This window comes from Aeromonas rivipollensis (assembly GCF_010974825.1).
Lineage (GTDB): Bacteria > Pseudomonadota > Gammaproteobacteria > Enterobacterales > Aeromonadaceae > Aeromonas > Aeromonas rivipollensis.
In genome coordinates this window covers 1-21,320 of the sequence record NZ_JAAILA010000026.1, presented here as the reverse complement: position 1 = coordinate 21,320, position 21,320 = coordinate 1, and the positions used below count along the sequence as shown (strand labels likewise).

15 protein-coding genes are annotated in these 21,320 nt (G+C 63.9%); 5 read left to right on the top strand and 10 right to left on the bottom strand.

The window, feature by feature from the left end:
- Window positions 1-32: 32 nt before the first annotated feature.
- The 4 genes from mdtD to G4923_RS15050 form a co-directional block, all read right to left on the bottom strand.
- Window positions 33-1,451: a multidrug transporter subunit MdtD gene (mdtD, locus tag G4923_RS15065; RefSeq protein ID WP_163137558.1), complete on the bottom strand. Its 1,419-nt coding sequence runs from the start codon at window positions 1,449-1,451 to the stop codon at window positions 33-35.
- A 61-nt stretch (window positions 1,452-1,512) separates the two neighbouring features.
- A complete protein-coding gene (locus tag G4923_RS15060) occupies window positions 1,513-2,640 on the bottom strand; it encodes a CobW family GTP-binding protein (RefSeq protein ID WP_163137557.1) in 1,128 nt (375 codons plus the stop codon).
- Between the two features lie 122 nt (window positions 2,641-2,762).
- A complete protein-coding gene (locus tag G4923_RS15055; protein WP_163137556.1) occupies window positions 2,763-4,169 on the bottom strand; it encodes a D-arabinono-1,4-lactone oxidase in 1,407 nt (468 codons plus the stop codon).
- A gap of 116 nt (window positions 4,170-4,285) precedes the next feature.
- On the bottom strand, window positions 4,286-4,903 hold the full coding sequence (locus G4923_RS15050) for a LysE family transporter (RefSeq protein ID WP_163137555.1): 618 nt from the start codon (window positions 4,901-4,903) through the stop codon (window positions 4,286-4,288).
- Window positions 4,904-4,979: 76 nt separating this feature from the next.
- Here G4923_RS15050 and G4923_RS15045 point away from each other — a divergent pair, with 76 nt between their 5' ends.
- Complete coding sequence (locus tag G4923_RS15045) at window positions 4,980-5,888, top strand: LysR family transcriptional regulator (RefSeq protein ID WP_163137554.1); 909 nt, start codon at window positions 4,980-4,982, stop codon at window positions 5,886-5,888.
- Between the two features lie 69 nt (window positions 5,889-5,957).
- Here the strand turns inward: G4923_RS15045 and G4923_RS15040 are convergent, their stop codons facing one another.
- Complete coding sequence (locus G4923_RS15040) at window positions 5,958-6,881, bottom strand: LysR family transcriptional regulator (protein WP_163137553.1); 924 nt, start codon at window positions 6,879-6,881, stop codon at window positions 5,958-5,960.
- A gap of 176 nt (window positions 6,882-7,057) precedes the next feature.
- Here G4923_RS15040 and G4923_RS15035 point away from each other — a divergent pair, with 176 nt between their 5' ends.
- A complete protein-coding gene (locus tag G4923_RS15035) occupies window positions 7,058-7,807 on the top strand; it encodes a 3-oxoacyl-ACP reductase family protein (protein ID WP_163137552.1) in 750 nt (249 codons plus the stop codon).
- 106 nt (window positions 7,808-7,913) lie between these two features.
- On the opposite strand, the gene G4923_RS15030 is transcribed toward G4923_RS15035, so the two are convergent.
- From G4923_RS15030 to G4923_RS15015, 4 genes are all read right to left on the bottom strand, one after another.
- Window positions 7,914-9,497 (bottom strand): EAL domain-containing protein, encoded by a 1,584-nt coding sequence (locus G4923_RS15030; RefSeq protein ID WP_163137551.1) that lies wholly within the window; start codon window positions 9,495-9,497, stop codon window positions 7,914-7,916.
- A 92-nt stretch (window positions 9,498-9,589) separates the two neighbouring features.
- Entirely contained in the window at window positions 9,590-11,167 is a 1,578-nt protein-coding gene (locus G4923_RS15025) for an EAL domain-containing protein (protein ID WP_163137681.1), read from the bottom strand.
- 238 nt (window positions 11,168-11,405) lie between these two features.
- A complete protein-coding gene (gene acnB, locus G4923_RS15020) occupies window positions 11,406-14,003 on the bottom strand; it encodes a bifunctional aconitate hydratase 2/2-methylisocitrate dehydratase (RefSeq protein WP_163137550.1) in 2,598 nt (865 codons plus the stop codon).
- A 229-nt stretch (window positions 14,004-14,232) separates the two neighbouring features.
- Window positions 14,233-16,539, bottom strand: coding sequence for a patatin-like phospholipase family protein (locus tag G4923_RS15015; RefSeq protein ID WP_111911098.1), 2,307 nt, complete (start codon window positions 16,537-16,539; stop codon window positions 14,233-14,235).
- 275 nt (window positions 16,540-16,814) lie between these two features.
- Here G4923_RS15015 and G4923_RS15010 point away from each other — a divergent pair, with 275 nt between their 5' ends.
- The 3 genes from G4923_RS15010 to G4923_RS15000 all read left to right on the top strand — a co-directional run bounded on the left by G4923_RS15010 (window position 16,815) and on the right by G4923_RS15000 (window position 20,822).
- Window positions 16,815-18,725 (top strand): methyl-accepting chemotaxis protein, encoded by a 1,911-nt coding sequence (locus G4923_RS15010; protein ID WP_163137549.1) that lies wholly within the window; start codon window positions 16,815-16,817, stop codon window positions 18,723-18,725.
- 124 nt (window positions 18,726-18,849) lie between these two features.
- Complete coding sequence (locus G4923_RS15005; protein ID WP_163137548.1) at window positions 18,850-20,496, top strand: methyl-accepting chemotaxis protein; 1,647 nt, start codon at window positions 18,850-18,852, stop codon at window positions 20,494-20,496.
- Window positions 20,497-20,639: 143 nt separating this feature from the next.
- Entirely contained in the window at window positions 20,640-20,822 is a 183-nt protein-coding gene (locus tag G4923_RS15000; RefSeq protein ID WP_163137547.1) for a hypothetical protein, read from the top strand.
- A 67-nt stretch (window positions 20,823-20,889) separates the two neighbouring features.
- On the opposite strand, the gene G4923_RS14995 is transcribed toward G4923_RS15000, so the two are convergent.
- Window positions 20,890-21,320 (bottom strand): integrase core domain-containing protein (locus G4923_RS14995; RefSeq protein WP_163137546.1); only part of this gene is annotated, 431 nt, incomplete at its 5' end.

The window sequence follows — 21,320 nt, the reverse complement described above, 5'->3', positions numbered from 1 at the left end:
CCTCTTTTTTTGCCGCGCCACCCGCGTGGCCATCAGACCGGACCTTGGCGGCGTCCTTCCTTCACATTATCTCTGGCAAGCTGGGCGAAGATCAGCGCCGCCAGCATGGACATCAAACCTATGCACAGATAGGTGAGGTGGAAGCCACCTAGCCAGCGTTCGCTCGCCTGGGCCGGCTGACCGGCGGAGAAGAGCCCGAGCAGGCTGGCGGCGATGGCCACCCCCAGACTCATGGATAGCTGCATCACCACCGACAGCAGGCCGTTGCCGCTGCTGGCGTGCTCGGCACTCAGGTCTTGCAGGGTCAGCGTATTCATGGCGGAGAACTGCAGGGAGTTGATGGCACCGAAGACCGCCAGCCAGACCAGCAGTACCCAGTGCGGCACCTGGTTGTCGATGAAGTAGAAGCTGGCGATCATCACCCCCAGCGCTAGGGTATTGCCGATCAGGATGCGACGATAGCCGATGCGCGGGATCAGCTTGTTCACCAGCGTCTTGGTCAGCATGGCGCCTATCACAGTGGGGATCATGGTCATGCCCGCCTTGCTCGGCGAGAAGCCCAGCCCCAGTTGCAGGAAGAGCGGCGTGAGGAAGGGCATGGCACCACTGCCGAGGCGGGCGAACAGGTTGCCCCAGATGCCGATGGCGAAGGTGGTGGTCTTGAACAGCGCCAGGCTGAAGAGCGGCTGCGCCACTGTGGCGGCATAGAGCCAGTAGCTCGCCATGGCGGCCAGACCGAACAGCAACGCAAACAGGGCCCAGCCGGTGGAGATGCTGTGCTCCCCCAGCCCCTGCAGGCCCACCGACACCAGCACCATGCCGACGCTGAACAGCACGAATCCCTGCCAGTCAAACCTGGCGGTGTGCTGGCGCAGATCGGGCATGAAGTACCAGCTAGCGATGAAGCCGAGCACGCCCACCGGCAGGTTGATGAGGAAGACCCAGTGCCAGCTCGCCACTTCCACCAGCCAGCCCCCGAGTGCCGGGCCCATGAGGGGCCCCAGCAGACCAGGGATGGTGACGAAGGACATCACCCGCAACAGCTCATGCTTGCTGTAGACCCGCAGCACCGCAAGGCGCCCTATGGGCATCAGCAGGGCGCCGCCCACCCCTTGCAGCACCCGGGCGGCGACCAGCATGGGCAGGGTATTGGCGGCCGCACAGGCCAGGGAGCCCAGGGTAAACAGCAGTATGGCCGCCAGGTAGACGCGGCGGGTGCCGAACCTGTCCGCCAGCCAGCCGGAGGCGGGAATGAGCAGGGCCACCGTCAGCATGTAGGCGATGATCACCGACTGCATCTGCAGCGGGCTCTCCCCCAGGGCCTCTGCCATGCTGGGCAGGGCGGTGTTGAGTATGGTGCCATCCAGCGTCTGCATGAAGAAGCCGACCGCGGTCAGCCAGGGTAGCCACTTGCGTTGGGCGGGAGTCACCATGTGTGTGCTGTCAGGCATGAGTCTTTGTCTCCTCAACAGATAAGAAAAGACCCGCACGGGCGCGGGTCATATCAGCATATCAGGCATCCGGCTGGCCGAGCATGGCTCTGAGCTGCTCTTCCAGACTGGGCTCCGGGGCCTTGAGCGTATCAAGGAACAACCGCTCTATCCCCGCCTTGTCCTGGCTCTTCACGATGAACACCAGCCGGGACTGGGCCTTGCCCTCGGGCCACTCCCCCAGGGCCTGCAACGGATAGAGCTGGCCGTGCACCCCGTGGATCACCACGGGCTGGCTCTCTCCCTCCAGCTGCAAGATCCCCTTGAGGCGCAGCAGGGCGTCGCCATACTGCCCCTGCACCGCATCGATGGCGGCCAGCAGGCGGGACGGCTTGAGCGGCTCGCCGATGCGCAGGGAGAAGCTCTCTATGTTGCCATGCTCGAAATGGGTCGGCGCGGCCGTGCCTACCTTGGCGACAAAGGGCTGCATCTTCGGCTGCATGGGAGATGCCAGCCCCTGCCGGGGTGACTCGGTGCGCAGCCAGGCCAGCAGCTGGCGCAGGTCGCGCCCCGCCGCCTCGTTGTAGGCGCCGAGCTTCTCCAGCACCGCAGGCGAGAGCTCGCCGTTGCTGACCCGCTCGATGGGGGCCGCCGGGTTGAGTGAGGCCAGCTGGCTTTCGACCCGCACCAGGGTCTCTTCCTCCACCAGGTCCCCCTTGCTCACCACCAGCAGATCCGCCAGCGCCACCTGCTTGACCGCCTCGTATTGCTGGCCGAGCTGCTGCTCTATATGACCGGCATCCACCACTGTCACTGTGCCATCGAAGCGGTAGCGCTGGGCGATGAAGCCCTCTTCCTTGAGGGTAAAGAGCACGGGCGCGGGATCCGCCAGGCCCGTGGTCTCGATAATCAGCCGCTTGAACGGCTTTATCTTGCGCTGAATGGCCTTCATAAAGAGTCCCTGCAACGCCTCCACCAAGGAGCCCTGCACCGAGCAGCAGATGCAGCCGGAATCGAGCAGCACCACCTGCTCGTCCACCTGCTGTACCAGGTGATGATCCAGCCCCACAGAGCCGAACTCGTTGATCAGCACGGCGCACTCGCCGAGCTCCGGCTGCTTGACCCAGTGGTTGAGCAAGGTGGTCTTGCCGCTGCCGAGGAAGCCGGTCAGCAGAGTCACGGGGATTCTGGTGTCTTGTGGGTCTGTCATGTCACATCCTTAGCGCCTGTCGTCATGGGGCTTGAAGAGGCTGTCTCTTCCCCTCCTCCCCAACCCCTCTCCCACCAGGGGAGAAGGGAGAAAAAATATCGCCCCTTTCCAAGGGGCCATCCTCACCGGTTGGCGAACAGTTCGCCGAGCCAGCGGTTCTCGAAGCGGCCATGGGGGTCGAGCTCGGCCTTGAGGGCCAGGAAGTCGTGCCAGCGCGGCAGCAGGGTCGGGAAGTCGTAGAGATCCATCGCCAGGTGCTTGCCAAAATGCGGCGTACCGCCGAGCGGCACCAGCAGTTGCTGCAGCTCGCGCATCTGCTCCATGGAGCCGCCCACGAAGGTGCCGTCCGCAGCCAGATAGACCAGGAACCCTATCCAGCACACCGACTTGCCATAGGCGGCGCTAAGCCAGGCCTCGGAGGGGCCGGTGCAGCGCAATATGAAGGGGTAATGCAGCGCTCCCGGGTTGCGCTCCTGCCAGTGCTGCAGGATCTCGAGCGCCTCCTGCATCCGCTCGAGGGGCACAGCCACCTCGCAGTTGATCTGGGGCGCCGGTATCCCCTTGCAGAGGATCTGGTAGACGTTGCCCACCAGGTCAGAGGCATCCTTGAAGCGGCGCACCGTCTCGAAATGCTCCCCGGCCCGCGCCTCGTCCTTGGTGTCCCGCGCCATCTTCTGCAGGGTGGCGTCTATGGTGTCATTGAGTGCGGCGTTCATGGCGCTGCCAACGTCCTCCTCCAGCAGCAGTGGCTCGCTACCCCCGGCGCGGTAACGGGCCACCTCCTCCTCGGAGGCGGGATCCACCAGCCAGATGTGGCTCTCGCCGGTCCAGGCGAACCACCAGCTCTTCACGAAGCCGTGTTCGCGGTTGAGCCGCTCGTTGTGTTCCAGCAGGAAGGGGTAGTCGGTGGTGAACTTGGTGCAGCGCATGATGCGATTTGGCACAGTGCGAAGGCGCACGTCGAGCAGCACACCTAGCATGCCCATGCCCATCACGAAGGCGCCGAAGCGCGGATCGGTGCGATCCACTTCAATGATGTCCCCATTGGCCAGCATCACCGTCAGGGCTTCCACCGCATCGCACAGGGAGGACTGGTGCAGCCCCTGGCCGTGGGTGCCTGTGCTGAGCGCGCCCCCCAGGGTCTGGATGCCGATGACGCCGGGGGACGCGGGCAGCATCCGATCCATGGCGATGAGATCCCCATAGACGGTATCGAGGGGCGTGCCCGCCTGGTAGGTGACGGTATCGGCGGTTTTCGCCAGCTGGCCGCGCAGATGGTGCAAATCCACCAGCAGCGCCTGACTGCCCTCGGCATAGACGCTGTGAATGGGTTCGAAGGAGAGGCCGGAGCCGATCAGCCGCAGCTTGCGCGCCGGGTATTCACGCAGCAGCGCCTGCAGCTCGTCGCGATTCTTCGGGCGCCACACCTGATCCAGGGCGCCGAGGGGGTTGGTCCTGGACCAGTTGAACAGCACCTCCCGATTGCCAATCGCCTTGATGCTGTGAAATGCCTGGAACCTGACCGTCATACCGCGCCTCATCTGACTTCTAAATGAGCGGCAATTCTACCGAAAAGCGAGCGCCAAGGCATGAAAAACAAGCCCCTACAGTCGAGGGTAGATAAGGGGGACCAGCCCCCTTCCCCTCAGCGTGATTGCTGGGTCAGTGCCAGCAGCATGCCGAATCCCACCAGCAGACCGCCAAACACCCGGTCGATCCAGTGGCGCACCGCCAGCAGACGAGCCCGTACCGACTCGCTGGAGAAGAAGAGCGCCACGGCGCTGAACCAGAGGGCATGGGCCAGCACTATGAAGGCGCCGTAGCCGAGCTGAACCGCCAGCGGCGTCTGCGGCTGCACCACCTGCATGAAGAGGCTGACGATGAAGATGGTGGTCTTGGGGTTGAGCACATTGGTCAGAAACCCGGTGCGCAGTGCCCCCAGGCTGGAGAGGGCTGGCTGACTGGCCATCTCTTCACCGGTCGCGGGCTGGGCCCGCAGCATCTTGATGCCGAGGAAGATGAGGTAGGCCGCCCCCGCCAGCTTGATGAGGTTGAACAGCCAGAAGGACTGCTGGATAAGCAGGCCCACCCCCAGCAGGGTGTAGCTCACGTGGACGCAGACCCCGGCCGCGATGCCGATCGCCGTCAGCACGCCGGTGCGACGGGAGAGCAACAGGCTGTTGCGCGACACCATGGCAAAATCGGGGCCCGGGCTGATGACGGCAAAGAAGGTAATGGCGACTACGGCTAACAGTTCGGTCATGAAAATAGTCCTGATCACTTGGGATATCGGCTATTTTATTTCGCATTAACCCCAATGACGAACGATAACTTCTGACATGAACGGTGAGAAAAATTCACAGAAAAGCCTGTCGCTACCCTCCCTGACGGCCCTGCGCTGCTTCGAGGTGGCGGCCCGCACCGAGCACTTCGGTCGCGCCGCCGACGAGCTGCACCTCACCCATGGCGCCATCAGCCGGGCGGTGCGCCTGCTGGAGGAAGATCTGGGCGTCAGGCTGTTCGAGCGGCGCCAGCGCCGGGTCTTTCTGACCGAGGCGGGCGACCGGCTCTATCTGGCGGTCAGGGAGGGGCTGGGCCAGATCCGGGAGACGGCCCAGGCGCTGCGCCAGCAGAGCAAGCCCCAGTCGCTGGTGCTCTCCTGCGAGCCCACCCTGCTGATGCGCTGGCTGATCCCGCGCTGGCCGGCCTTCCAGGCCCTGCACCCCGAGCTGGACGTCCACCTGATGGCGGGGGGCGGTGCCCTCAGCTTTGGCAGCGGCATCGATCTCGCCATCCGGCGCAATGACTTCGACTGGCCCGAGGATCTGCACAGCCAGCTGCTGTTCGAGGAGCTGACCGGGCCTGTCTGCCAGCCGGGCAAGGTGGCGCAGTTTTTCGAGCCGCGAGGGGAAGAATCCGCCCTGCGTCCCTCGGCCCCCCGCCTGCACACCAAGACGCGCCCGGATGCCTGGTCACGCTGGCAGGAGAATGCAGGGCAACCCCTGAATGACGAGGCACCGACCCAGACCTTCGAACACTTCTACTTCAGCCTGCAGGCAGCCGTGGCGGGCCTTGGCGTCGCCATAGGCCCCTGCCGGCTGGTGTGTGACGACCTGGAGGCTGGGCTACTGGCAGCCCCGCTCGGCTTCGTTCCTGATGGCACCGGCTACCACCTGCTCGCCCCCGCCAGACCCGAGCCCGGCAGCGCCCACGAGAAACTGGCAAACTGGTTGCACAGCCTGAGCTGAGCGCTCACTGCACCTCCCCGCACGGCAGTGTTGACCTCGGGGGCTCACGACAGCCAGCCGTGACCTGGCTCAGTTGGCCCGAAAGGCACTGCCACTCTGTTGCGCCGCCAGCAGCAAGGCATCCACCAGGACGCGCACCTTGAGCGGCATGTGCTGGCTCCTGGCCCAGAGGAGATTGATCGGCATCTCGCCGCCGGAGTGATCATCGAGCACCGAGACGAGGGCGCCCGATCCCAACTGCTCGTTTACCAGCCAGGTCGGCACCTGCACCAGGCCAAGGCCGGCCAGTGCCGCTGCCCGCACGGCTTCCCCATCCCCCATCTCGTAGCGTACCGGGATGTCACGGGCTTCCGTTTTGCCCGCCCCATTGCTGAGCAGCCAGCCATGACGATGACCGGCTCGCCAGTCGATGATGCAGTCGTGCCGTGACAGCTCATCCGGGGTCAAGGGCACCCCGCGCCTGGCCAGATAGGAGGGCGCCCCGCAGATGACGAGCCTCTGCTCCCCCAGACGGCGCGCAACGAGATCCGCCTGGTCCTCCAGCGCCCCTATGCGTACCACCAGATCGATGTTGGCCTCGACGAGATCGACCTTGCGCTCGTTGAAGGTCACCGACAGATCCAGCTGTGGATGCTGGCCAGCCAGTTCCAGCAGGATAGGCAGCACGTGCCTGCGGCCAAACGCAGCGGGAAGATCGATGCGCACGCGACCCGACGGGCTCTGCTTTCCCGATGCAAGGCTCTGCTCCGCCTCCTCCAGCACCCGGATAGCCTGAAGACAGCTGGCCAGATACGCCTCTCCCTCCGGGGTCAGGCTCACCCGACGGGTTGTTCTGTGCAGCAGCTTGACCCCCAGTCGAGCCTCCAGACGCACTATGCTCTTGCTCAACGCCGAGCCGGTCAGCCCCAGCCCCAGCGCCGCTGCGGTAAAACTGCCCGTCCGAGCCACGGCGACAAAGTGTCTGACGCTCAGAAAGGGGTCCTGTACTGTCATCGACTCGGTCCTTGAAGGAATTAGAGATTGGAATGATAGCTACTTAATCAACCTCAAGGAATCAATCACACTGTAAACCGGTTCATTCAACACCACTCCTTGCTTGGGGTGGCCTGGATAGCCTTGAGTTCCCAACTCGCTCAGACCTTGCTTTATCACCAGACAGGAGAGATCAGATGTTGACCGTCAAACCCCTCAGTGGACAAGTGGCCTTCGTACAAGGTGGTTCACGCGGCATAGGTGCCGCCATTGTGAAGCGCCTCGCTCGCGACGGTGCCGCCGTGGCCTTTACCTATGTCTCTTCCGCCAGCAAGGCAGAAGAGCTTGTCGCGACCATCACGGCGGCGGGCGGCAAGGCCCTGGCCATCCGTGCCGACAGCGCGGATGCCGTGGCCGTACAGCACGCCATACGCCAGAGCGTCACCAGCTTCGGGCGGCTGGACATTCTCGTCAACAACGCCGGGGTACTGGTATGGGGCCACCTTGAGGAGCTGACTCTGGATGACCTGGATCGCACCCTGGCGGTCAACATCCGCAGCGTCTTCGTGGCCTGTCAGGAGGCGGCCCACCACATGGGCAAGGGAGGGCGCATCATCAACATCGGCAGCACCAATGCCGATCGCATCCCCATGGCGGGCGGCTCCGTCTACGCCATGAGCAAGTCTGCCCTGGTCGGCCTGACCAAAGGCATGGCACGGGATCTGGGTCCGCGGGGCATCACGGTCAACAACGTGCAGCCAGGCCCGGTCGATACCGACATGAACCCGGCTGACGGGGAATCGGCGGAGCAGCTCAAGGGGATGATGGCGCTGGCACGCTACGGCAAGGATGACGAAATCGCCAGCTTCGTCGCCTACCTGGCGGGACCTGAAGCAGGCTATGTCACAGGCGCCAGTCTGACCATAGATGGCGGCTTCTCCGCCTGACTTTCCCTTTGACCTCAGATACAAAAGCCCCGGCACTCGCCGGGGCTTGCTCATCAGGGGGCACCACTGCCGCACACTCGTGATGCGGCTTGCTGGCAGGTCCGCTTCAGGCTGGTTCAGGCTGTTCCTCTTTGGCCTCAATCACTGGCGAGGCCGCCTGCGCCAGCTGCTCGTCGCAGAATTGCCGGACGGGCACGGGACGGCCGAACAGGTAGCCCTGCAGATAGGCCACCTTGCCCTTGAGATACTCCGCCTGCTCGCGGGTCTCGACCCCTTCGGCCACCAGCGCCAGGCCGAGGCGGTGGCCCAGATCGATCACGTTGTCGACTATGTGCTCGGAGAGGGACTCGGTACCGATACGACGAATGAAGGACTGATCGATCTTGAGGTAGTCCACATGGAACTGCTGCAGATAGACCAGGCTGGAGTGGCCGGTGCCGAAATCATCCATGGCCAGCTTGACCCCCATCTCGTTCAACGCCTGGAACAGCGAGAGGGTATGGGGATCCGCCACCAAGAGCTCCCGCTCGGTCAGCTCCAGCACCAGCGTCACCTTGCCCGGTGCGAAGCGGGCGAGGAAGCTGCGGCACTCCTCCAACAGGCTGTCGTCCCGGCAATGGGCCGCGCTGATGTTGAAGCTGATGTGGAAGCCATCGGGCAACTGCGCCTGGCTTGCGACCAGCTGCTGCCCCACCCTCCCCATGATGAGGCTGGTCATGGGCACTATCAGGCCACAGGCCTCCGCCTGGGGAATGAAGAGATCCGGCCTGATCAGGCCCACGTCAGGATGCTGCCAGCGCATCAGCACCTCGACCCCCATGATGCGTTCGCTGCCGCTCTCCACCAGGGGTTGCAGGTAGGGGACGAACTCTTTGGCCCGCAGGGCCCGGGCCAGCTCGCTGGTCGGGGAGCGGGGGCGACCCAGCAGCCACCACATGAGCACGGCAACACCGGCACTGAAGGCAAACAGCAGCCAGATCCCGAAGCCATGATGACGCCACAGCCCCATCAGGGTGGGAGCAGAGGAGTAGCCTGCATAGATGGAGAGCGGATAGCCAGCAGCCTGGAGCTCGACATGCTCCTGACTCGCCAGGGAAGGCGTGGCGGCGAAGAAGTGGCCCTCCTCGTCGAGCCAGCCATCGCCCACCCTGAGCATCAGGGGCATGGCTCCCTGGTTGAGGCTCAGCATGAAGTTGAGGTAATCCCCATCGATCAGGGTCATCACGGCCCCTTGCACAGTGCCGGTGCGCACCGAGAGGACGGGATGATGCCGCCGCACCTCGTTCCCCTCCATCAGGCGCAGCTGGCCCTGGCTGTACTGCTCGGCGGTATAGGGGATCCGGCGCCGGCCAAACTGGGAGGTACAGTAGACGCTGTCCCCCTGGCTCAGGTTGACCGAACGCACGAAGGGCACCATGGCGACCAGGGATCTGAGGGTCGGCAGCGCAGTGGCGCAGGGCTTGCCCAGAAATGGCAAGGCCTGGCGATTGGCCGCCTGGGCATGAGACAGCATGGTCTCCATCAGCGCCAGGGTATGGCTCGCCGCCTGATGGGACTCCCACTGCAGATCGACCCGATAGCGAACGAGCATGGCCCAGTTGCCGAGCAGCATGGGCAGCGCGAACATCAGCAAGGTGATCAGCAGTCTTGGCCTGGGTCTGGCCGTGTCGGCCGCGGAGCAATAACGCATGGCGGATCCCGTTCGTAAAGGGTCGCCATCTTAGCAACCCAAGCTGAACCCAGGCCTAACCGGTCAAATAACGAGCAGCCACACTGCGGGACTCAGGCGGAGGAGGCGCGACCGGCAACTGGCTGGCTATCCGCCTCCCCTGCCGTCAACCCCTGACAGAACTGACGCAGCGGCTGGGGGCGCGCGAACAGGAATCCCTGCAGATAATGCACCCCCTTGCCCCTGAGGTAGGCGGCCTGATGCTCGGTCTCGACCCCTTCGGCGACCAGGGCCAGGCCCAGCCTGCGACCGAGATCGATCACGTTGTCGACTATGTGTTCGGAGAGGGACTCGGTGCCGATCCGCCCGATGAAGGAGCGGTCGATCTTGAGATAGTCCACATGGAACTGCTGCAGGTAGATCAGGCTGGAGTGGCCGGTGCCAAAGTCATCGATGGCGAGCTTGACCCCCATCTCGTCCAGCTGTGCGAACAGGGAGAGGGTATGGGGGTTGGCCACCAGCAGCTCCCGCTCGGTCAGCTCCAGCACCAGCGCCACCCGCCCCGGCTGGAAGTGGGCGAGGAAGGCGCGGCACTCCGCCAGCAGGGAGAGATCCCGGCAGTGGGCGGCGCTGATGTTGAAGCTGATGTGAAATCCCTCGGGCAGCTGGCTCTGCACCTGCTTAAGGCGATGGGCCACCACCTTCATCAGATGGGTGGTCATGGGCACTATCAGCCCGGACTCTTCCGCCTGGGGGATGAAGAGATCCGGGCGGATCAGCCCTGAACTCGGGTGCTGCCAGCGCATCAGCACCTCGGCCCCCACCATGCGGCTGTCCTTGCTGGCCATCAGGGGTTGCAGGTAGGGAACGAATTCCCCCGCCCGCAACCCGCGCCTCAGCTCGTCGGTCGGGGAGCCCGGGCGACCGAGCACCCACCACACCAGCAGCGCGAGCAGCACAGAGGTGCCGGCCAGCCACAGCAGGGCCAGATGGCGGGCCTCCCACAGGGAGTGCCAGTAGAGCGGCATGGCATAGCCCGCATGGATGGCGAAGGGGTAGCGGTGGGAGGAGAGTTCAAGACGAGTCTTGCTGTGCAGCCTGGGGGGCTGGCTCTGATGATGGCCGGACTCGTCGATCCAGGCCGACCCGACCTGCAGATAGAGCTCGCTGGCGTCGCTGCTCATGGCGAGCATGAAGCTGAGCTGGGTGCTGTCGATGGCGCTCAGCACCGCATCGCGCCCGCGATCATGGCGCACCACCAGCAGCGGATGATTCTGACGCACCCTGTTGCCGCGCATCAGCAGCAACTTGTCCTGCGTGTAGACCGACCTGTCATCCACCTCCTGGACAGGTCCAAACAGCGAGGTGCAGTTGATCACCCCGTCGCGCACCAGATTGACCGAGCGCAGGAAAGGCTCGAGGGCCACTCTCTTGCGCAGTTGCAGCAGATTGCCGGTACAGGGCTGGTTCACCAGCGGCAATGCCTCCAGGTTGGCCTGCTCGGCCTGATCCAGCATGCGCTCAAGCAAGGTTCTCGCCTTGTAGGCGGAGGCGCTGGCGTCGCTCTTCAACTCCTGCTCATAGCTGCGGTGCACCATCCAGCCCCCCGCCAGCAGTGGCAGGGTCAAGACCAGCAGGGCACAGCCAAGGCGCCATCTCGTACGGGCAAGATCAATCCGGAACAGGAACATAGTAACCACGCCGCAATTCGCAGGCTTGCCCTGGCAAGCGCCGCAGTGAAATAACGCCCATCTCGCACAGAAGACAATGGGACCATTCAGGCCAGACAACCTAACGCAGCGCGCTGGTAAAAGAAATCGACGACGCAGTGGCGGGAGATTGGCGGCCCATTATCGCGCAACCCCCACAAATGGAAAATGCCGCGTCAGGACGCGGCATTGTTATTTCCAGTGGTCAGACCGACCAGGCTTAGACCGCCTGTTGCAAAATCACCGCATCGGCCTTCTTGGTGTAGGAGGCGATTTCGTTGAAGTTGAGGTAGCGGTAAGTGTCGGCCGCCGTAGCATCCAGGGTCTTGGCGTATTGCAGGTACTCCGCCACTGTCGGGATCTTGCCGATGATGGCGGCCACCGCGGCCAGTTCGGCAGAGGCCAGGTAGACGTTGGCACCCTTGCCCAGACGGTTCGGGAAGTTGCGGGTGGAGGTGGAGACCACCGAGGCCCCTTCCGCCACGCGCGCCTGGTTGCCCATGCACAGGGAACAGCCCGGGATCTCGATGCGGGCACCGACGCGACCAAAGATGCCGTAGTAGCCCTCTTCGGTCAGCTGATCCTTGTCCATCTTGGTGGGCGGGGCAATCCACATGCGGGTTGGCAGCTCGCCCTGGTACTTCTCGAGCAGCTTGCCGGCGGCACGGAAGTGGCCAATGTTGGTCATGCAGGAACCGATGAACACCTCGTCGATCTGGCTGCCGGCCACGTCGCTCAGCAGGCGGGCGTCGTCCGGATCGTTCGGCGCACAGAGGATGGGCTCCTTGATGGTGGCCAGATCGATCTCGATGATTTCGGCGTACTCGGCGTCCTTGTCCGCTTCCATCAGCACCGGATTGGCCAGCCACTCCTCCATCCCCCTGATACGACGGGTGATGGTGCGCACGTCGCCGTAGCCTTCAGACAGCATCCACTTGAGCATCACGATGTTGGACTTCAGGTACTCGATGATCGGGGCCTGATCCAGCTTGATGGTGCAACCGGCGGCGGAGCGCTCGGCGCTGGCGTCCGCCAGCTCGAAGGCTTGCTCTACTTTCAGAGTCGGCAGACCTTCGATCTCGAGGATGCGGCCGGAGAAGATGTTCTTCTTGCCCGCTTTCTCGACGGTCAGCAGCCCCTTCTGGATGGCGGCGTAGGGGATGGCATGGACCAGATCACGCAGGGTGATGCCAGGTTGCAGCTCGCCCTTGAAGCGCACCAGCACGGATTCCGGCATGTCCAGCGGCATGACGCCGGTGGCGGCGGCGAAGGCCACCAGGCCAGAGCCCGCCGGGAAGGAGATGCCGATGGGGAAACGGGTGTGGGAGTCACCGCCGGTACCCACGGTATCCGGCAGCAGCATGCGGTTCAGCCAGGAGTGGATGACGCCGTCACCGGGACGCAGGGAGACGCCACCGCGGTTCATGATGAAGTCCGGCAGGGTGTGGTGGGTCTGCACGTCGATGGGCTTGGGATAGGCCGCGGTGTGGCAGAAGGACTGCATGGTCAGATCGGCGGAGAAGCCGAGGCAGGCCAGATCTTTCAGCTCGTCACGGGTCATGGGGCCAGTAGTGTCCTGGGAGCCGACCGTGGTCATGCGCGGCTCGCAGTAGGTGCCCGGGCGTATGCCCTGCACGCCGCACGCCTTGCCCACCATCTTCTGGGCCAGGGTGTAACCCTTGCCGGTGTCGGCCACAGGCACAGGGCGACGGAACACGGTGGAGAACGGCAACCCTAAGGCCTCGCGGGCCTTGTCGGTCAGGCCGCGACCGATAATCAGCGGAATACGGCCACCGGCGCGCACTTCGTCGATCAGCACCTCGGTTTTCAGTTCAAAGCGGGCCAGCACCTCGTCGGTGCCGTGACGGGTGATCTTGCCCTCATAGGGGAAGATGTCGATCACATCGCCCATTTCCAGCTTGGAGACATCCACTTCGATGGGCAGGGCACCGGCATCTTCCATGGTGTTGAAGAAGATGGGGGCAATCTTGCCGCCGAGGCAGACGCCGCCAGCGCGCTTGTTCGGCACGAAGGGAATGTCGTCGCCCATGAACCAGAGCACCGAGTTGGTGGCGGACTTGCGGGAGGAGCCGGTACCGACCACGTCACCGACGTAGGCCAGCGGGAAGCCGGTCTGCTTGAGCTCTTCGATGGCCTTGACCGGGCCTATGACGCCGTCTTTGTCCGGGGTGATGCCGGGGCGGGCGTTCTTCAGCATGGCCAGGGCATGGAGCGGGATGTCAGGACGGGACCAGGCATCCGGTGCCGGGGACAGGTCGTCGGTGTTGGTTTCGCCGGTCACCTTGAACACGGTGACGGTGATCTTCTCGGCCAGGGCGGGGCGGCTTTGGAACCACTCGGCATCGGCCCAGGATTGCAGCACCCGCTGGGCGTGGGCATTGCCCGCCTTCGCCTTCTCTTCCACGTCGTGGAAGGAGTCGAACATCAGCAGGGTGTGGGACAGCCCCTTGGCGGCAAGAGGAGCCAGGGAGGCGTCGTCCAGCAGATCGATCAGCGGCTGGATGTTGTAGCCACCCTGCATGGTGCCGAGCAGCTCGACCGCTTCGGCGGCGGTCAGTATGGGTGAGTGGGCCTCGCCCTTGGCGACGGCGGTGAGGAAGCCGGCTTTGACATAGGCCGCTTCATCAACACCCGGGGGAACGCGGGAGGACAACAGTTCTTTCAGAAAATCATGTTCACCGGCGGGCGGGTTCTTGAGCAGTTCAACCAGGGCGGCGACCTGCTCTGCATCCAGAGGTTTGGCAACCACGCCCTCGGCGGCACGTTCTGCGACGTGTTTACGGTATGTTTCAAGCACGACTAATTCCTCTTTGGTCTTTTTTTTGGGGTTCGCCCAAGCTCGCGGCGATCGTCCTTGCGGGACACCCGTAGGGTGCCCCCCACTATATAAGTTTTAACGAGTAATTAAAATCCAAACCCTGTGCAGTTATTCGCCAAACCAGCATAACCATATAAGCCGGTTAGGTTTTTTTAAACTGACAAGAGACACAGCACAAACAAGTTAACAAAAAGTCAGCATTTCACCCTTATTGGAACGTAGTGCCCAATTGCAGATAGAACATGTCGTGTCCCCCCTCCGCCATGCCATAGCCGAGGAAGATGGGGCCGAGGAAGCTCTCCACCCCCACATAGACGGAGCCCGAGGTATAGGAAGATTCCAGGCTGATGTCGGCCCCCTTGTTCCAGACCCCGCCCTGCTCGAGGGAGCCCCCGAGGAACAGGGGTGCCTTGATGGCCCCGAAGTCGTTGTCCGCCACCCGATAGATGTAGCGCAGACCGCTGAACAGGCTGTAGCGGCCGCTCAACTGGTAGTGCTGGAAGCCGGAGAGCCGGAACAGGCCGCCGAGATCCTGCACGAACAGCGGCACCTCTTCCTCCGAGGAGGAGCCGCCCCCTTCCAGCATCAGGTTGAGGCTGTGCCGCCCCCATGACCAGGGCTTGATCATCGCCATGTGGTAGTTGAGCCCCTCGGTGTTCTCCGTCGGCTCGCCGGTCGGCTCTATCTTGATGTGGGAGTAGCCCCCCTTGATGTCCCAGTAGACCCCCGCGTAGGGGAAGTAGCGACTGTCGAGGGTGTCGTGTTCGAAGCGAATGTAGGGCCCCCAGGCGGTGGCATCTGCGTTCGCGTCGGACAGGTTCTGGACATCGACGCCGCCCACCTGGCCTTCCAGCCCCAGGGACAATCTGCTCCAGGGCTGGCGGTTCCAGCCGACGGCGAGATCCATGCTGGTGAAGCTGTACTCAGAGTCCAGATAACGGACCCCGGACGATTTGACATCCTCCTCCGGGAAGAAGACCCGGCGCTGGGTCTTGTCATAGGCCAGGCTCGCCTCCCCATAGAAGGTCTGGGAAGGCTCGAGCGGCGTGTAGAAGTCGGTCTTGAGGTGCTTGGCCGTGCCGAGCGACGCCTCGGTCAGCCACTCGGCGCCCCAGTCGTTGACGTTGGTCAGGGTATAGGACATGCCGACGTTGTAGTTGGAGCTGCTCTCGAAGTCATCGGAGAAGCCGAGCTGGAAGTTGAGATAGCCCGGGCCCCAGTTCTTCTCGCTGGCATCCACCACCAGCACGTTCTCGCCGTCCCGCTCCTCCACCTCGTAGGTGATGCGGTCGAACGACTCCAACGCATAGAGGCGGCGGATCCCGGCCTCCAGGCTCTCATAGGTCTGCACCTTGTCCGGGCGCACCTTGAGCATGGCCCGCACCGTCTCGTCGGAGAGGCGCGACTTGTTGAGGATCTCCACCTTGTCGATGTAGTAGGCCGGCTGCCCGCTGCGCTCGGCGCGGCGGCTCAGCTTCTTGTTGCGGTAATCCGCGTAAGCGTCGGGGGAGAGCGACAGGGCATCGAGCTGGGCAGAGGCGCGGTCGGCCACCGCCTCCCCCTGCTTGATCCCCTCCGGCATGCGGGCAAAGTCGGCGATCCCCATGTCACCGAACTCAGGACTGAGCAGCACGTCCTTTGGCCCCAGCAGCGCCTTCTGCTTCTCGGTGCCGACCTGGGTCATGTAGGTGGTGAGCTGGTCTATCATGGCCAGCCCGGATTTGAGCGACTCCCGGGTGCGCAGCTTGGCGCCTATGTCCACCGCTATCACCACGTCGGCCCCCATGGCCTTGGCCACGTCCACCGGCATGTTGTTGACTGTGCCACCGTCGGCCAGGATATGCCCCTCCCACTCCACGGGCTTGAGGGCACCTGGGATGGACATGGAGGCCTGCATCGCCTTGGCCAGGCTGCCACTGTCCAGCACGAAGGGGGTCACCGTCTCCATGTCGGTGGCCACGGCGCGGTAGGGAATGGGCAGATCGTCGAAGCTCTTCTGCGCCGGCAGGTTGGAGGTGGCATGGCGCAGCAAACTGGCCATGGATTGGCCCTGGAAGAAGCCGTCAGGCAACTGGGTGGAATCCCCATTGACCCCGATGTCGGTGCGCAGCTGGTACTTCTCGCTCTGCTGCTTCTTGCGCAGGGAGAGCTCGTCACGACCGACCTTGTCCTGATAACCCTTGTTCCAGTCGATGGCGAGGGTCATGCGCTCCACCTCCTCGGCACTGAGCCCCATGGCGTACATGCCCGCCACATAGGATCCCATGCTGGTGCCGACGACGATGTCGACCGGGATCCGCTTCTCTTCCAGCACCTTGAGCACCCCTATGTGGGCCGCCCCCTTGGCGCCGCCGCCGCTCAGCACCAGGGCTATCCTGGGTCTCTCCGCCTTGCCTTCGCCGCCGTGCACCCTGGCCTTGGGCCCGGTGTCACTGGCCTGGGCTATCCCCGCCAATGGCAGGGTTGCCAGCAGAAGCATTAGCAGATGGGTCCATCCCCGATGAAAGATGCGCATATGAGTGTCCATTGATCCGTGCGAGTCGAGCGAGCAGTCCGCCGACATGAGTGCTGCCAACTATAAGTTCCAGAACTTTAACTGCAAGCGCCCCTGCTGGCGAGATGTCATCACCCCCAGGGGCCCCAGAGCCAGGGATAACTGGCGCCAATCCAGTCCCAGCCTGATGTGAGCGCAAACGTTAATCGGCAATAATCGCCGCCGCCACCTCAAGAGCGCGCCAGATCAGCCGTTAATATGTACTCAACCTTAGGCCCACACCCCGAGTCACCCTTATGTTCGCAAGCCTGACACTCAAACAGAAAATTCTGGCCACCGTCATCCTCGCCGTGGCTCTCTCCTGCCTGCTGGTGGGCTACTTCAGCCAGCGCTCGGCCCAGCAGCTGATCGAGACCCGCATGTTCGAGCAGGAGCTGCCCAACCTGACCCAGCGCATCGGCAAGGAGATCGAGAAGGATCTCACCTCGGTCGCGAGCGCCGCCAGACAGCTGGCCAATGACCGCTTCGTGCTGGACTGGGTGGCCCGCGGCATGCCCAAGGAGCAGGAGTCCATCCTCATCGACCAGCTCAAGGACATGACGAGCCAGTATGGCCTGGTCACCGCCTCCTTCGCCGATCGCCAGAGCGCCGCCTACTACAACCAGGACGGCTTCCTGCGCATCCTGAATCATGAGCAGGACAACTGGTTCTACGACTACACCAAGAGCGGCCAGGACCTGATGCTCAGCATCTTTCGCGAGAGCAATGGCGAGGTGAAGCTGTTCGTCAACTTCCAGCAGCTCGACGGGCGCGGCCTGGCCGGGCTTGCCAAGTCTCTCGACAGCATGGTCAGCATGCTCGCCAACTTCCGCATCGGCGACAGCGGCTTCGTCTTCATGACAGATGGCAGCGGCAAGGTGAAGCTGCACCCGGACGCCGCCCGCATCGACAGAGACAGCCTGAGTCAGCTGGCAGGCCCGGGCGCCGGCGCGCTGATGACCAAGCAGCCCTTTGCCGCCACCCACGCCGAAATAGATGGCCAGCCCGTGGTGCTCGCCACCAGCTATATTCCCCTGCTCGACTGGTATCTGGTAGCCCAGGTGCCGGAAGCCGAGATCTATGCCGAGCTGGACAAGGCGCGGCTGCACATAGTGTTGGTGAGCCTGCTCATCGCCGTCGGCATGGGGCTGCTTGGCGTCCTGCTGGCCGGCTCTGTCAGTCGCCCCCTCAACGAACTGGCTCGCCTGTTCCGGGAACTGGGCAGTGGTGACGGGGATCTGACCCAGCGCCTCAAGGTGGAAGGACGGGACGAACTGAGCCAGGTCGCCACCGGCTTCAACAACTTCGTCGCCAAGATCCACGGCTCCATCGAGCAGGTGGCGAGCAACTCCCGCCAGCTCGCCGCCACCGCTAACGAGGTGGCCGCCAAGGCCCAGCTGACCCAGCACAACTGTACCGCCCAGCGGGATCGCACCGTCCAGGTCGCCACCGCCATCCACGAGATGGGCGCCACAGTGAGCGAGATCGCCGGCAATGCGTCCCTGGCCGCCGATGTGGCCAAGCAGGCCAACGATCAGGCCGATGCGGGGGCGGTCGTGGTGGCGCAGGCCCGCCACGGCATAGTCGGCCTCTCCGGTGAGATCGAGCAGGTGGCCGGAGTCATCGAATCCCTGGCGAGCCAGACCGACTCCATCGGCAGCATACTCGACACCATCCGCAGCATCTCGGAGCAGACCAACCTGCTGGCGCTGAACGCCGCCATCGAGGCCGCCCGCGCCGGTGAACAGGGCCGCGGCTTCGCCGTGGTGGCCGACGAGGTCCGCAACCTCGCCAGCCGCTCCGCCGCCTCCACCGCCGAGATCCAGGGCATGATCAACCGCCTCCAGGAGCAGAGCGCCCGCGCCGTCAGCGCCATGGCCCAGGGCCGCAACCAGAGTCTGGAGGTGGTCACCCAGGCGGATGCCGCCAACGGGGCGCTCGGTCAGATCACCGCCCACATCACCCAGATCAGCGACATGAACATCCAGGTCGCCACCGCCACCGAGGAGCAGTCCAGCGTGGTGGGGGAGATCAACCGCAACGTGGAGGACATCAACCAGCTCACCACCGAGACAGCCGACATAGCCCACCAGCTGACGGAGTCCAGCCGCAGTCTGCAGCAGCTCTCCGGCGAGCTCGACAAGCTGGTCGGCAACTTCCGGCTATGAGATGAAAGAGCGCTTCGGCGCTCTTTTTCGTCCGGGTCGGCAGGGAGTGTCGGCCCGGGCATGACGGCAAACCGTCATGACAAGCCGCTACATTAGCGACATAGCAACACACCAAGGAGCCATCATGCTGGCAGGCAAGATCACGATCAAAACCCAACTCATCCTGGCCGTTACCGTGCCCTGTCTCGCCCTGTTGCTGGTCGGCGCCGCCAGCCTGCGCAGCATGGGCAACATCAAACAGCAGGCCGATGAGCTGTTCCAGAATACCGCCACCCCCATGCGGGCCATGGCGGAAGTGGCCTCCCGCATCCCGCGCATGCGCGTCGGCATCGACATGATGCTGCTGCAAGACACCTCCCTGCGCGACGAGAAGGGGGTGCTGACCCGGGTCAAGGAGACCCGCGAGGAAGATATTCCCGAGATGCGTCAGGCCATGCAGCAGGCGGTGACGGCCCAGGTCGATCCCGCCGCCCGGGCCGAGGCCGAACGGCTGCTCGGCCAGTTCGAGAAGATGGAGCGTGAGGAGCTGATCCCCATGCTGCAGGCGCTGGAGAAGGATGAGATGGAGGTGGCCCGCACCATTTATCGGGACAGCTACAGCCAGACCTATGGGGAGATGCGCAAGGGGGCCAACGCCCTGCTCGACGGTCTCATCGGCCAGGCCCAGCACCGCAACGAGCTGAGCCAGAGCAGCTATGACAGCGGCCGCAACCAGATGATCGCCATCATAGTCATCGCCATTGCCATCTCGCTGCTGGTCTCGACCCTCATCCTGATCGGCTTGCGCCGCCGGGTCTCCTTCCTGCAACTGCACATCGGGGATGCCGCCCGCCATCTCGCCCTCGACAGCAGTGCCAGCCTCACCGGCAAGGACGAGCTGGCCGAGATAGCCAGCAGCTTCAACCAGTTCGTGGCCCGCATCCACGGTGCCATAGAGCAGGTGGCGAGCAACTCCCGCCAGCTCGCCACCACCGCCAACGAGGTGGCCGCCAAGGCCCAGCTGACCCAGCACAACTGCACCGCCCAGCGGGATCGCACCGTCCAGGTCGCCACCGCCATCCACGAGATGGGCGCCACCGTCAGCGAGATCGCCGGCAATGCGTCGCTCGCCGCCGATGTGGCCAGGCAGGCCAACGATCAGGCTGATGCGGGTGCGGTCGTGGTGGCGCAGGCCCGCCACGGCATCGTCGGTCTCTCCGGTGAGATCGAACAGGTGGCCGGGGTCATCGAATCCCTGGCGAGCCAGACCGACTCCATCGGCAGCATACTCGACACCATCCGCAGCATCTCCGAGCAGACCAACCTGCTGGCGCTCAACGCCGCCATCGAGGCCGCCCGCGCCGGTGAGCAGGGCCGCGGCTTCGCCGTGGTGGCCGACGAGGTGCGCAACCTCGCCAGCCGCTCCGCCGCCTCCACCGCCGAGATCCAAGGCATGATCAACCGCCTCCAGGAGCAGAGCGCCCGCGCCGTCAGCGCCATGGCCCAGGGCCGCAACCAGAGTCTGGAGGTGGTCACCCAGGCGGACGCCGCCAACGGGGCGCTCGGTCAGATCACCGCCCACATCACCCAGATCAGCGACATGAACATCCAGGTCGCCACCGCCACCGAGGAGCAGTCCAGCGTGGTGGGCGAGATCAACCGCAACGTGGAGGACATCAACCAGCTCACCATGGAGACAGCCGACATAGCCCACCAGCTGACGGAGTCCAGCCGCAGTCTGCAGCAGCTCTCCGGCGAGCTCGACAAGCTGGTCGGCAACTTCCGCCTGTAATCTTCCAGCGCCTCTTTCTGACCCATACAAGGGCGCTGCAGCGCCCTTCGTCATAACCACGGCAAGCCATGACGCACGGGCTTTGCGCCGTATCCAACCGCCCTGCCACAAACCTCATAATCAGGAAAACAAGAGGAGGTGTTATGGGCAAGCTGGTAGTGATGATCATGCTGGGCGGGCTGCTCGCTGCCTGCAGCAGCGGGCCGGTGCGGGTGCACGGCGCCGATGTGAGCGTGGACGATACCCGGATCCGGGTCAGCGACGGGGATCGCGGGGGCTACGGCACCTTCTGTCCACCGGGACAGGCCAAGAAGGGGCGCTGCTGACCGGCCACCTGATCCTGGTGTCTAGTCCTGAAATAGGTTTACACATTTTCGTCTAGCTTCACGTGACTCAGAACCCCCGATGCACTGCATCGGGGGTTCTGTATTTCAACCCATGATGCGGTCGCTCCAGGTTGTAAATATCCACCGCCTCACGCACTATCTCCCTCGCTTGCGCCAGGTCCTGCGGGCTTTGTAGCAGCAACTCCCCTTTCAAAATTCCGTTCACCCGTTCTGCCAACGCATTCTGGTAGCAGTCATAGCCATCCGTCATCGAGCATTTCACCCCGTGCCGTTCATGCAATGACTGATACAGCCCCGAGCAATACTGCACGCCACGGACCGAGTGATGGATAAGCTCCCCGCCGCCACGCCGTTGCTTCAGCGCTTGTCTGAACGCCATCGCCACCGACTCGGCGTGCATCCCTTCGTGCACGTGATGACCCACTATCTTGCGTGAGTAAGCATCCGTCACCAAGCTCAGGTACAGTGGCCCGCTCC

Excerpts from the sequence above, each read along its gene's own strand:
- mdtD (WP_163137558.1), bottom strand. The coding sequence starts at position 1,451 with ATGCCTGACAGCACACACATGGTGACTCCCGCCCAACGCAAGTGGCTA.
- G4923_RS15060 (WP_163137557.1), bottom strand. The coding sequence starts at position 2,640 with ATGACAGACCCACAAGACACCAGAATCCCCGTGACTCTGCTGACCGGC.
- G4923_RS15055 (WP_163137556.1), bottom strand. The coding sequence starts at position 4,169 with ATGACGGTCAGGTTCCAGGCATTTCACAGCATCAAGGCGATTGGCAAT.
- G4923_RS15050 (WP_163137555.1), bottom strand. The coding sequence starts at position 4,903 with ATGACCGAACTGTTAGCCGTAGTCGCCATTACCTTCTTTGCCGTCATC.
- G4923_RS15045 (WP_163137554.1), top strand. The coding sequence starts at position 4,980 with ATGAACGGTGAGAAAAATTCACAGAAAAGCCTGTCGCTACCCTCCCTG.
- G4923_RS15040 (WP_163137553.1), bottom strand. The coding sequence starts at position 6,881 with ATGACAGTACAGGACCCCTTTCTGAGCGTCAGACACTTTGTCGCCGTG.
- G4923_RS15035 (WP_163137552.1), top strand. The coding sequence starts at position 7,058 with ATGTTGACCGTCAAACCCCTCAGTGGACAAGTGGCCTTCGTACAAGGT.
- G4923_RS15030 (WP_163137551.1), bottom strand. The coding sequence starts at position 9,497 with ATGCGTTATTGCTCCGCGGCCGACACGGCCAGACCCAGGCCAAGACTG.
- G4923_RS15025 (WP_163137681.1), bottom strand. The coding sequence starts at position 11,167 with ATGTTCCTGTTCCGGATTGATCTTGCCCGTACGAGATGGCGCCTTGGC.
- G4923_RS15015 (WP_111911098.1), bottom strand. The coding sequence starts at position 16,539 with ATGCGCATCTTTCATCGGGGATGGACCCATCTGCTAATGCTTCTGCTG.
- G4923_RS15010 (WP_163137549.1), top strand. The coding sequence starts at position 16,815 with ATGTTCGCAAGCCTGACACTCAAACAGAAAATTCTGGCCACCGTCATC.
- G4923_RS15005 (WP_163137548.1), top strand. The coding sequence starts at position 18,850 with ATGCTGGCAGGCAAGATCACGATCAAAACCCAACTCATCCTGGCCGTT.
- G4923_RS15000 (WP_163137547.1), top strand. The coding sequence starts at position 20,640 with ATGGGCAAGCTGGTAGTGATGATCATGCTGGGCGGGCTGCTCGCTGCC.